Source organism: Paenibacillus sp. FSL K6-1318, assembly GCF_037976905.1.
GTDB lineage: Bacteria > Bacillota > Bacilli > Paenibacillales > Paenibacillaceae > Paenibacillus > Paenibacillus amylolyticus_A.
Window position 1 is genome coordinate 1,430,036 of sequence record NZ_CP150270.1, and the last position, 12,841, is coordinate 1,442,876.

The following is a 12,841-nucleotide window of genomic DNA, read 5'->3' on the forward strand; positions in this document are numbered from 1 at the left end:
TATGTAATATTAGCCATCGTTATTCAAATTCTTTTTTTTGGGTTACTTAGATTAGGGAATTGTTTCGACAGGAGGAATCTTCGAATGAACATTATAAGCAAGAATCGTTGGGTAGCACCGATGTTATCAGTGCTGCTTGTATGTATAGTGGGGGTAAATGTCGTTCAGGCGACGGGGAAGTGGAATGAAGCTAGTGATAGTAAACAGATGACCGAACTTGCGGCTTCTGTGCAAAATAACCAATCATCTACGCAAGAAGAAAGGCGTATGATGGAAGATGGGACAAGTCTGTCCTCTAATCTGTCTACCCAAACCGTAGGGTGGACCGAAACTCTGCCAGCGAAGAACTGGCTTACGACTGCTCAAGAAGAGCAGGAACTGCAAGAAGCCAAGGCCAAGAACAAAGCTAGAGCTGTAGCTGCGGCCAAAGCCAAAAAAGAAGCTGCACTGAAATTGGCCAAAGTGGAACGTGCCAAAGCGGTAGCTGCTGTAACAACTCCCCCCCAAAAACTATACTTTACGCGGACCGAACTTTTGAACCAGGAAGACTCGAAACTTGCAACCTGGTCATACAGTGTGTCCGATAAAGAACTGCATCTGCTGCAAAAAATCGTCATGGCAGAAGCAGAAGGTGAACCGTACGAAGGCAAAGTGGCAGTTGCCAATGTTGTCTTAAACCGGCTGCGGTCAGCCAATTTTCCCGATACCATTTACAAGGTCATCCATCAGAAATCCCAGTTCAGTCCTGTAGCGAACGGACGTTTGAAACGTGTGGTTCCCAATGAGGACAGTATCAAAGCAGTAAATGCTGCACTGAATGGGAAGAAGGAAGTTGCCGATGATACGTATTATTTCTTGTCATTGACGCTTGCTGACGATCTGACAGTTGCCCGCTCGAAGAAAAAAGTAAAAACGATCGGTCATCATACTTTTTACAAGTAATTGACCCGTAAATTCTGCAAACAGGCAGGGTAGTTAACTGTGTGTGCATCGCACAGACCTTGAAAAAGCCTGAATCGTAGTTTTATTTCGTTATTTTCAAATATTGTTATACTCTAAATTACCCTTTTTTCTGCCAAATCATACGGTGGATCCAGTGAAAATAAAAGAAGGTTCCCTTCCAAAATTACGGAAGGGAACCTTCTTTGTATATAAGGAGTATTTGTCTTGTCCCCTATAACACCTCGTGAGAGCTGTTCTATAGGTCCATAGAGGCATCAGAATGGCATTCTGGTACCTGACAAGGACGTGGCAGCAATTCCGGCTGTGAAGCGCTCCACGGGCGTTGTTGTGACTTCGGATGTTGTCGGGAATAATAAGTCATGGACAGCTTGTGCACAACACGTTGGATCATAGGCTGAACGATTACCTGAATTATGCGCTACGTTCAGCGGGCTTTCAGCTTGAGAGGATGCCTGCTCGCATAATTGTCTGAAACGATTGGTGATTACGTCGGCAGAGTGAATGACCTGACCGTATCCGGCTTGTACAAAGTATTCACAGTTCTCTTCCTCTTGACCTGCCAGCGGAGGGATGAACAGCATCGGTAGACCCTTGGCTAGTGCTTCGGTGCATGTCATGCCACCTGGCTTCGTGATGAGCACATCGGATACATCCATCAGTTTGCTTACTTCCCGCGTGTATCCCAGGATGCGAATATTAGGGTGTTGGAAGCAAGGCATTTCCTTCATTTTCGCGATCATTTTCTCGTTGCTTCCAAGACAGAAGACCATTTGCACACGATCTGCCCAGGACGTGAGAGCTTTCATATGATCCTCATCAAACGAAAGTCCCCAGCCTCCACCCATAAGAAGCGCGGTAGGCATGTTCTGAAGCCCCATCTCTTCTCGCAGCTTCACCTTGTCGCCTGCTTCCCAGAAGTCCGGATGCACAGGAATTCCTGTGATCTGAATGTGAGAGGGATCGACACCCCGGATCTCAAGCAATGCTTTGACCTGAGGGGTAGAGACCAGATATTTGTTCACTTCCGGATTAATCCATGTTCCATGCACATCATAATCCGTCACGACGGTATAGAGTGGAATATTCAGACCCTGGCGCTTGAGCCGGGAGATCACTGCATTTGGAAAAGGATGGGTACAGATCACCGCATCCGGTTTCAGCTGGGATACAACCTGCGCTGTCTGTGTATAGAAAATCCGGTGTAACGCCAGCTTGGTAAAGCCATTTAATGATTTGTTGTACTGTGTGCGGTACAACAGGCTGACCAGTTTGGGTTGAACGGACAGTGTCTTTCGATATGCAGAAAAGATTAGCGGAGCCACTGTTGGGTTTAAAAATTTGCCTAGTTCAATGACACGACTGTGAACATGTGGACTGACTTTTTTGATGCCATGTGCCAGCGCATGAGCGGCCTGAGTGTGACCGGTACCGAATCCTTCCGATAATAAGAGCACTCTTGGTTTTCGCATGAGTTCACCTTTATTCATAAGTTTAAATTCAAGATTAAGATATTCATCGTTTATTCTAGCTATGGATTGCGTTACTACATGAATATACATTGAAACGCAAAATCATGTTTCTTCTATAGAATATTTACACTATATATCTTACTCTGAGACAGCCTAACTTCATTTATGTGCGTATTGTTTGAGTCATCTTACACTATAGACGACGACAGAAGGAGTTTCCACTGCATTTAGGTTAAAAAATATTAACACAATTTTTTAAATTTTAGGGTTGCAATCTGTTTTCGAAGGTGGTATTGTAGTTTTTGACCGAATGACTGAATTGTATTTTTGGTCATTTATATGGAACGTTTGAACAATGAATCAGAATAAAGGAGGGATTAGATGGCTCCGATTGACAGGAGACAGCAGGTGATACATGCAGCAGCCCAGTCGTTTGCCATGTTTGGATACAAAGCAACGACGATGGATCAGGTTGCCAAGATTGCGAATGTTGGCAAAGGAACGATCTATACGTTTTTTACGAATAAGGAACAATTGTTTGATCAGATCCTGGTAGAAGTGATTCAGGAAATGAAGAACATTGCGCATCGTGAAGTACATCAGGAAAGTGCATTTTTCGATAATCTGTTTCGTGTACTGGATGCATTGTTGGAGTTTCGTCGTGATCACGATCTGCTTGTTAAGCTATCTCAGGAACTGAAGGACTTTGGTACACTGCAGGCCAAGGAAGGTTTGGACAAAGTGGAGAAAGTGATCTCCGATTTTCTGGCTCGGGAGCTTGAGAAAGCGAAAGAACATGGAGAGATTCGGGATTGTGATCCACAAGTTGTCGCTTTTATGATGATTCGCCTGTACATTGCGCTCACCTCAGACTGGAGCAAACAACATCAACCGCTGAGCAAAGAGGAAATTAAGACTTACTTTCGCCTTTTCTTAATGGAAGGAATTGCTGCTGTAACGTAATCCGAATTTATTCTACTATAATATAAGGGTTTTTACGCGTATCAAGCAGTGAGGCTTGTCGGAAGACAGGTTGTTTTTTTGCTCTAAAGTGACCGTTTGAGGAAAGTGGTCACTTCGTGTTTCAGTATGTTTTCTGGAACGTGACATTGTGTTTCATTATGGTTATTCCTGCTCACAGAGCAGAGAGATTAAGGGGAGAAAATGACATGAAATCTTTATCCGTGTTTTTCAAGGATGTGGGATCGGCCGTGAGAAACCCGAAGGTGTTGATCCCTGTTATTGCAATTATGTTTATACCGATCCTGTATAGTGGCATTTATCTGGCGGCTTATTGGGACCCTTATGGTCATGTGGATGAGATGCCGGTTGCCGTTGTCAATCTGGATAAAGGCGCTGAGTTGGAGGGCAAATCACTCCATGTGGGTAGTGATCTGGTAGATGAGCTGAAGAAAAATGCAGATTTTAAATGGGATTTTGTCAGTGCCAGTCAAGCCAAAGAAGGCATGAGTAATGACAAATATTATATGCAAATTACAATTCCGGAGAACTTCTCATCTCAGGCAACAACGTTGCTCGATGACAAGCCCGAGCCGGCTGATCTGATCTATGAACCCAATGGCAATTACAGCTTTGTCGGTGCACAGATCGGTAAGACTGCTATTAAGGATCTGAAAGCGAAGGTCTCGGCCAAAGTTACGGAATCCTATGCAGAGACATTGCTCGATAAGTTCTCCGAAGTATCCGATGGTTTAGCCGAGGCAGGCGACGGAGCAGGGGAGCTGAATACGGGTGCGGGTAAACTGGATGATGGTGCAGTGAAGCTGAAGGATAATTTGGCGAAGCTCGCATCTGGCACACTTGAACTTCAGGAAGGACTTTCTCCATTAAGTGATGGTGTTAACGCACTGCACACAGGGGCGACCAAACTTGAAAGTGGAACATCGAATCTTGTCTCCGGTTTGCAACAGCTTCAGGCAGCCGCTTCGAGCCAGCTTCAGAGCGGAGCCGATCAGTTGAAGGATGGCAGTGCCAAGCTGGAAACCGGATTGCAGTCCTCACTGGACGGTACAGGCAAGCTGCAAGCTGGCTTGCAATCGTCCGAACAGGGCAGTGCGAAGCTGTCGGAAGGGCTGCAAACAGCCGTTCAGGGCAGCGGTACACTGGCAACAGGCCTGCAATCGGCTGTAGATGGCAGCTCCAAGGTTGCTGATGGCGCACAGGGTGTAGCCGCCGGATTGAAACAACTTGCTGCATCGAACTCGGAACTGGCTGAAAATGCAGATGTACAGAAACTGCTTGCGGCAAGTGAAGCTGTTGCTGATGGCAGTGCACAATTGCATGAGAGCGAGCAGAAGCTGGCACAGGGTGCAGATCAGTTGCATCAGGGTAACCAGCAACTGGCTGCGGGTGCAGCCGAGCTTCATGGAGGTCAGGAGCAACTTCTTGCTGGTGCGAACCAGCTGGTGGACGGTCAAAAGCAATTGCTGGCTGGTGCCGGACAGCTTAGTCAAGGAGGAGCGAAACTCTCCGATGGTCTGAAGCAGTTCAGTGGCAAACTGGGCGATGCTGCAAGTGGTGGTACATTGCTTGCAGATGGTGCCAAGCAGCTGGGTACAGGTACGACAGCCTTGCAAACGGGTGTAGGTAAACTCAGTGGTGGCGTTAGTTCACTAACCGATGGTTCAAAGCAACTGGGTGATGGCGCAGGCAAACTGGCTGACGGTCTAACTGAGTTAAAAGATGGCTCAGGTGAACTGGCAACCAAGTTGAATGATGCCGCACAGAAAACATCCGAAGTTAAGAAAACGGATGATGTGGTGAACATGTTCGCTGAACCTGTGAACTCTTCGGAGAACACAGCCGAGAACGTGAGCAATTATGGTACAGGATTGACACCATTCTTCCTGTCCATCGGTCTGTTCGTGGGATCGCTGATTTCGACGATTGTATTGAAAATGCGGGAAACGTCCGTACCTGGTGCAACAGGCTGGAATCGTTTTGTTAGCCGGACACTGGTATTTGGCTCCGTGAGCATTTTCCAATCGGTTATCGTGGCAAGCTTCATGTTATACGGTCTTGGACTGGAGACACACAGCGTAGGGCTGTTCTATCTGTTCACCATTATTACGGGCCTGACCTTTATGTTTATTGTTCAGGCACTTGTAACTTGGCTGGATCTGCCTGGACGTTATGTTGTCATTCTGCTGCTGGTCTTCCAGCTTGCGGCTAGCGCAGGTACGTTCCCTGTAGAACTGATTCCATCATGGCTTCAGGCATTCAGCCCTTGGTTGCCAATGACGCACAGCATTATGGGCTTCAAGGCGGTTGTATCGAGTGGCAATCTGGATGTGATGTGGCATCAGGCAGGAATTCTTAGTATCTATGCTGGTGTGTCCATCGTGTTGACGCTGGCCTACTTCCTTTGGAACGGCAGACGTCCGAAAAAGGAAGTCGAACGGGCTGATTCTGGTCAAGTTGTGACAGCATAAGTCCAATCTGATCTTCAGCAGTGTGATATTTACGAAAAAAAACTTTATTTTCATGTAGCGAAATTATGCAATATAGTAGTCAAATAGTGCAAATAGCCTGCAACCCCAAAATGGGGTTGCAGGCTATTTTGTATACAAATGCATAGAGAAGCAAAGATTCGCTGGATCAAGCGGTGACAATTTGGTGGAATTATGCTTAAACGCAGGCCACATATGGAACGATTTTCTTCTGTCAGCAATTTAATTCAGTTGTACTCTGGCTTAAAAAGTGTATAATTATTCGAAAAAGAGATGAATTTAAACGTCATTACAGTAAAGCTGTACTGCAAAACATTTCTTATCAGAGGTATTAAAAAGTTTAAATTGCGCTGATGTTAGGTCGGTGTTAAAATAATAGAACTATATCAAAAAACGTCGCTCCATATCAGTAGCCGTGCCAGCGGCTGCGTGTTGATTTATATATGCTGTTTGTCGGATCGTCCGAATCAGCTCATCTCACTTAATGGCTTCTGCCCTATAGCAGGCATATGTTTTTGACAGTCTCATGCTGTCACCTCTTCTATCTAGCAGGCTCTATCGCAAGCGAAAGGCCAGCTCCTCCCGTTTCATTGTTGCCTGTTGCCTATGTTCTTGATCTTTCCGAAATACTTCATTATAGAAAGGTTGCGTTCCATGAGACACATCGGATTACCTCCAAAACAGGGTCTGTATGACCCGCAGTTCGAAAAAGACGCATGCGGAATGGGTTTTGTTGCCAACATCAAAGGAGTACCTTCACACGATATCGTTAGTCAGGCACTGACCATGCTTAGTAACATGGAGCACCGTGGAGGACAGGGAAGTGAGCCGAATTCCGGTGACGGAGCAGGTATCCTGATTCAGATTCCACATCGCTATTTTGCACAGGAAGCGGAACGCCTTGGTTTTGCATTGCCAGAACAGGGTTTCTATGGCGTAGGGATGTTGTTCCTTTCCCAAGACCCTGCCATCCGCAGTGCGCATGAAGAGAGCCTTAAGAAGATTATTGAAGAAGAAGGACAGACGTTCCTGGGTTTCCGGGATGTTCCTACTTTTGATGAAATGCTGGGCCGTTCTGCACTTGCAGCGAAACCTTATGTACGTCAGGTGTTCATTGGAAGATCTGCAGATGTGAAGGATGAGCTTGGATTCGAGCGTAAACTGTATGTTATTCGCAGACGCGCTGAGCTGGCTATTCGTTATTCGGCAGATGAAGCAGAAGGCGGTTCATTCTACCTGCCAAGCTTGTCTTGTCGCAAAATTGTATATAAAGGCATGCTGACAACAGAACAGGTGGGAGAGTTCTATCTGGATCTGCAGCAAGACCTTGTTGAATCGGCTATTGCACTCGTGCATTCCCGTTTCAGTACGAACACCTTCCCAAGCTGGGAACGTGCCCACCCGTATCGCTTCATGATCCACAACGGTGAGATCAACACGATGCGTGGTAACGTGAACTGGATGCATGCACGGCAGTCCTTGTTCGAGAGCGAGTTGTTCGGTAATGACATCGCCAAAGTGAAACCGGTCATTAATCCGGACGGTTCGGATACAGCGATGTTCGATAACACGCTGGAGTTCCTGTATCTGAGTGGACGTTCTCTGCCACACGTGGCGATGATGATGGTTCCTGAACCTTGGAGCACAGATGAGGGCATGGACCCTGCCAAAAAGGCATTTTATGAGTATCACAGCACGATGATGGAGCCTTGGGATGGGCCAGCAGCAATGGCCTTTACAGACGGTTTGCAAATTGGTGCAACACTCGACCGTAATGGTTTGCGTCCAGCTCGTTATTATGTAACCAAGGATGACCGCATTATCCTGTCTTCTGAAGTTGGGGTACTTGATATTGCACCGGAAGAGATCCTTTACAAAGATCGTCTGCGTCCAGGTCGGATGTTGCTCGTGGATACACAACAAGGCCGCATCATTGCGGATGAGGAAGTAAAAGCAATTATTGCAGCCGAGAATCCGTATCAGGATTGGCTTGATGAGCATTTGATGGATCTGAGCGAGTTGCCGGAAGCACCGGAACTGCCTGATCCAAAACATGATAACGTGACCCAGCTTCAGCTCGCATATGGTTATACATTTGAAGAGCTTCGTAAAATCCTGGAGCCTATGGCAACAACAGGTATGGAAGCTACCGGTTCGATGGGTTATGATGCACCGCTGGCTGTCCTGTCGGATCGTCCACAGCGTCTGTACAACTACTTTAAACAGATGTTTGCGCAGGTAACCAACCCGCCAATCGATGCAATCCGTGAAGAGATTGTAACGTCTACGGCAACAACGATTGGTCCTGAGCGTAACTTGCTCAACCCTGAACCGGAGAGCTGTCGCCAGATTCGTCTGGATACACCGGTATTGTCCAATGAAGACTTTGCGAAGATTCGCCATGTGCGTCGCCCAGGCTTCCGCTCCATGACGATTCCAATCTTCTTCACCGCTGCGGAAGGAGCAGAAGGACTTCGCAAAGCGATGGAACTTCTCTTCGAAGCTGCAGACCGTGTCATCGACAAAGGTCATAACATTCTGATCCTGTCTGACCGCGGTGTAGACGCAGAGAATGCGGCCATTCCTGCATTGCTTGCTGTAGCAGGTCTGCATCACCATCTGATTCGTCAGGGAACCAGAACAAAAGTCAGCATTATGCTCGAATCCGCAGAGCCGCGTGATATTCACCACTACGCGTTGCTGCTGGGTTACGGTGTAAGTGCGGTGAACCCTTATCTGGCCTTTGAAACACTGGATGACATGATTCAGCAAGGGTTGCTGCGTGGTATCTCGCATGAGAAAGCAGTGAAAAACTACATTAAAGCAGCTACCAAAGGCGTTACTAAAGTGTTGTCCAAAATGGGGATTTCTACGATTCAATCGTATCGTGGAGCTCAAATCTTCGAAGCGGTGGGTCTGAAATCGGACTTCGTTGACCGTTACTTTACATGGACCCCTTCCCGCATCGGCGGAATTGGGTTGGAAGAAGTGGCAGCCGAAGCGTTGACACATCATAACCGTGCCTTTACGGAAAAAGACGGTAACGATAAAGTATTGGATTCCGGTGGGGACTATCAATGGCGTAACGACGGAGAAGAGCATCTGTTCAATCCGCAAACCATTCATACCCTGCAACACGCAGTACGTACTGGGGATTACAAGCTGTATAAAAAATATTCCAAACTTGTTCAAGGTGAGAATGATCAACTGTTGACTATTCGCTCCATGCTGAAGCTGAAACCGGTTGGAGCTTCCATTCCACTCGAAGAAGTTGAATCTGTTGAAGATATCATGCGTCGTTTCAAAACGGGTGCGATGTCCTTCGGTTCAATCAGTAAAGAAGCGCATGAAGATCTTGCCATTGCTATGAACCGTGTTGGAGGTAAATCCAATACCGGTGAAGGTGGAGAAGATCCGGCTCGCTTCATTAAAGATACCAACGGGGATTCCCGTCGCAGTGCGATCAAACAGGTCGCATCCGGACGTTTTGGTGTTACATCCAACTATTTGGTTAATGCCGATGAGATTCAGATTAAAATGGCTCAGGGAGCTAAACCAGGTGAAGGCGGACAGTTGCCAGGACGTAAAGTGTATCCTTGGGTTGCTGAAGTTCGTGGATCAACACCAGGCGTAGGTCTGATCTCACCACCACCGCATCACGATATCTACTCGATTGAGGATCTGGCGGAGCTGATCTATGACTTGAAAAATGCCAATCCGCGTGCTGAGATCAACGTGAAGCTCGTATCGGAAGTGGGCGTGGGTACCATCGCAGCTGGTGTAGCCAAAGGGCGTGCCGATATTATCCTCGTCAGCGGTTATGACGGTGGTACAGGTGCATCACCGCAAGGTTCGATTCGCCACGCAGGTATGCCTTGGGAACTGGGTCTTGCAGAGACACATCAAACGTTGATGCTGAACAATCTGCGTGACCGTGTCGTCCTCGAAACAGACGGCAAAATGCTGAACGGACGTGACCTGGCGATTGCAGCTTTGCTTGGAGCAGAAGAGTATGGTTTCTCTACAGCACCACTCGTTGCGCTTGGCTGTATCATGATGCGTGTTTGTCAGATGGATACATGTCCAGTTGGTGTAGCGACACAGAATCCGGAATTGCGTAAAAATTATATGGGTGATCCAGCTCATGTGGTTAACTTCATGCGATTTGTTGCTGAAGATATGCGTGAGATCATGGCTGATCTTGGTTTCCGTACCATCCAGGAAATGGTGGGACGTACAGATTGCCTCGAAACGGTAGAAGCCGTAGATCACTGGAAGAAAAAAGGTGTGGATCTGTCTGTATTGCTGCACGTGCCGGAAATGCCGGAAGGCTCTGCACGTTACCGCACACAGCATCAGAACCACCAATTGGAAGAAACGCTGGATATGCAGCAATTGTTGCCACTGGCACAGTCTGCTATTGAATCCGGTCAACCGGTTGAAGCGGTACTTCCAATTACGAACGTTAACCGTGCTGTAGGTACCATTTTGGGTAGTGAGATCACACGCAAATATGGACTCGCAGGATTGCCGGAAGACACGGTTAAATTCAAATTTGTCGGCTCTGCGGGACAAAGCTTTGGGGCCTTTGTACCTAAAGGCATGACCTTAACCGTTGAAGGCGACTCCAATGACTACGTGGGTAAAGGATTGTCCGGAGGTAAACTGATCGTGATGCCTTCTCCGAAAGCAACGTTCGAGGCGGAAGACAACATCATTATCGGGAACACGGCTCTCTACGGAGCAACAAGTGGTGAAGCGTATATCCGTGGTATTGCGGGTGAGCGATTTGCTGTACGTAACTCGGGCGCCAAAGTCGTCGTTGAAGGTGTCGGCGACCATGGTTGTGAGTATATGACGGGTGGACGTGTCGTTGTACTCGGCGATACAGGTCGTAACTTTGCAGCAGGGATGTCCGGAGGTATTGCCTACGTATATGATCCGGAAGGCACATTCCTGAAACGTTGTAATCTGGAAATGGTTCTTTTGGAGCGTATCGAAGATGTGGCTGAAAGTGCAGATCTTCGAGGCATGATTCAACGTCATGTTGCCAACACAGGAAGTGCCGCTGGTCAGCGCATTCTGGATAACTGGCAAGATGCGGTGAATCAGTTCGTTCGGGTTATTCCGAAGGACTTCAAACGCATGACAGAGCAGATTGAACGGATTCAGGCGACTGGTTTGACTGGAGAAGCGGCATTGCTTGCAGCATTTGAAGCGAACATGCGTGAACTTGCACGTGCTGGAGGCTAATAACTTCCTTGTTCAAGTGTAAGTGCATGAACAGGTTGTATTAAGAATAATAGGAGCAATATGGTTGCCATTCTGGCACCATATTGCTCCTATTTGGCTTTCGACAAAATTAGAACCCGTTCAAAAAACGTTATCGCCATGAGACGACAACATTGAGGAAGTTTCTCAAGTATAATAAGGCTAGTTTTGGAGTGCAGGGAAAGTATAAAGATAAGAGAGGTTAGCGGAATGAATATGAAGCATCCAAACAGGGGCGATCGTAAGCCGACAGGTAAACAAGTCGAAGCAACCCAGATGGACATCATGAAGGTTTTACTGCAATGCGGAATCGACCCGGAGCGTTGGAACCAATTCGTATCCTCCGTCAACAACAAGCGTCCTTGACACAATAGACAACCATGGAATGGAGGGAATTCAAGACACCAAAAAAGCCCAGCAGCCGGAGAGTGCATCTCTCGGGAACTGGGTCCTCTTTTCGGGTTTAGTCCATGCTGCGTTCCATTCGGACAAAAGCAATAAAACGACGTGCCTCTTCTTCCGTTAAGGACTTACCATCAATCATCAGATCGAAGCGCTCCAGCACTTCCTTGTCCGATAACTCCAGGGTGTCAACGAATTCACGTACGTCTTCATCCATTACGACATCACTTTGCTTCGTACGTCCAATGAGATAATCAATGGACACGTCGAAGATGTCGGCAAGTCTCGTTAACACTTCGAAATCCGGTTTACGTCGGTTCTTCTCGTAGTGGGAGAGAGCAGCTCTTGTAATATGAATGGAGCTCGCAAGTTCTTCTTGAGTAAGTCCCCGCTGTTCCCTTAATTCAGCAATGCGATTTCCGTAGCTCATAAGCTATTTCCCCCTGAACGACATCAAATATATATTGAAACAATCCTGAGCCAAGTTTTTGATCAGGGCAGCTTTCCTGCAAAAGAGTAACTCCTCATGCGTTTCCTTCAACCATTTCCATTTGTAAATAGGTCTGTCTAAGGACATCTCAAATTGTCGTAAATCAAAAGAACCATGTCCAAATACCGCTTGACATGATACGTATTGTATCGTAAATTGGACGTATGGAGTTACAAAATGTATCATTTGGAATATTTTAAGTATCTCCTAGTTGCCTCCACCATATACCTGTGAGAAGGAAGTAGAGGCAGTCCAATGTAGGCTAATCCATTCTAAAGGAATGAAACCATGAATTCAATAATTCAGGAATGGGCTGATATGAAATTAAATGTCCATATGTACATTCAGGAGTTTCATGGGAAAATGGTAGACCGCAAAAGACGACCCGTTCTGTTACTTGGAATGGACACGCAAGCGATTACCTTTCTGAGCGACCTGAACTTACCAGTATCACCAGAAGTGCTCATTGGTTTGGATGTTGAAGATCATCATGTATGTGTAAGACTTCACGCAAGGTTGCAATGGAAACAGCCCTTCGGAGAGCTCACAATGTATCATTCAAACTTGCATATTCAGCACGAACAGAAACTATATATAACTGGACAGTTAAACGCAATGCTTACTGAGGTTCAGTTTCCAACGGTTTCCCGTTTTCAGTATGAAAAGGCGACAGAGCAAAGGGCCCTGCAAAAACCCTATCATTACATTGATTTCACCATATAATTCCAAGTAGAATCTTAACATTTTCTGAATAAAACATGCACTTAACGCCATTT

The 12,841-nt window shown here is 46.7% G+C and carries 8 protein-coding genes; 6 read left to right on the forward strand and 2 right to left on the reverse strand.

Annotation, left to right across the window (positions count from 1 at the left end):
* Positions 1 to 84 precede the first annotated feature (84 nt).
* Entirely contained in the window at positions 85 to 942 is an 858-nt protein-coding gene (locus NYE45_RS06170; RefSeq protein WP_340016046.1) for a cell wall hydrolase, read from the forward strand.
* Positions 943 to 1,217: 275 nt separating this feature from the next.
* On the opposite strand, the gene NYE45_RS06175 is transcribed toward NYE45_RS06170, so the two are convergent.
* On the reverse strand, positions 1,218 to 2,432 hold the full coding sequence (locus tag NYE45_RS06175) for a glycosyltransferase (RefSeq protein ID WP_340016047.1): 1,215 nt from the start codon (positions 2,430 to 2,432) through the stop codon (positions 1,218 to 1,220).
* Between the two features lie 381 nt (positions 2,433 to 2,813).
* Between NYE45_RS06175 and NYE45_RS06180 the strand changes: the two genes are divergently transcribed.
* From NYE45_RS06180 to NYE45_RS06195, 4 genes are all read left to right on the forward strand, one after another.
* Positions 2,814 to 3,395: a TetR/AcrR family transcriptional regulator gene (locus tag NYE45_RS06180; protein ID WP_340016048.1), complete on the forward strand. Its 582-nt coding sequence runs from the start codon at positions 2,814 to 2,816 to the stop codon at positions 3,393 to 3,395.
* 206 nt (positions 3,396 to 3,601) lie between these two features.
* Positions 3,602 to 5,884, forward strand: a complete 2,283-nt coding sequence (locus NYE45_RS06185; protein WP_340016049.1) for a YhgE/Pip domain-containing protein — start codon at positions 3,602 to 3,604, stop codon at positions 5,882 to 5,884.
* Between the two features lie 672 nt (positions 5,885 to 6,556).
* Positions 6,557 to 11,155, forward strand: coding sequence for a glutamate synthase large subunit (gene gltB / locus NYE45_RS06190; protein WP_340016050.1), 4,599 nt, complete (start codon positions 6,557 to 6,559; stop codon positions 11,153 to 11,155).
* Between the two features lie 228 nt (positions 11,156 to 11,383).
* Positions 11,384 to 11,539, forward strand: a complete 156-nt coding sequence (locus NYE45_RS06195; RefSeq protein WP_167350832.1) for a hypothetical protein — start codon at positions 11,384 to 11,386, stop codon at positions 11,537 to 11,539.
* Between the two features lie 97 nt (positions 11,540 to 11,636).
* On the opposite strand, the gene NYE45_RS06200 is transcribed toward NYE45_RS06195, so the two are convergent.
* Complete coding sequence (locus tag NYE45_RS06200) at positions 11,637 to 12,005, reverse strand: helix-turn-helix domain-containing protein (protein ID WP_047841965.1); 369 nt, start codon at positions 12,003 to 12,005, stop codon at positions 11,637 to 11,639.
* 348 nt (positions 12,006 to 12,353) lie between these two features.
* Between NYE45_RS06200 and NYE45_RS06205 the strand changes: the two genes are divergently transcribed.
* Positions 12,354 to 12,788, forward strand: a complete 435-nt coding sequence (locus NYE45_RS06205) for a hypothetical protein (RefSeq protein ID WP_340016051.1) — start codon at positions 12,354 to 12,356, stop codon at positions 12,786 to 12,788.
* Positions 12,789 to 12,841 lie beyond the last annotated feature (53 nt).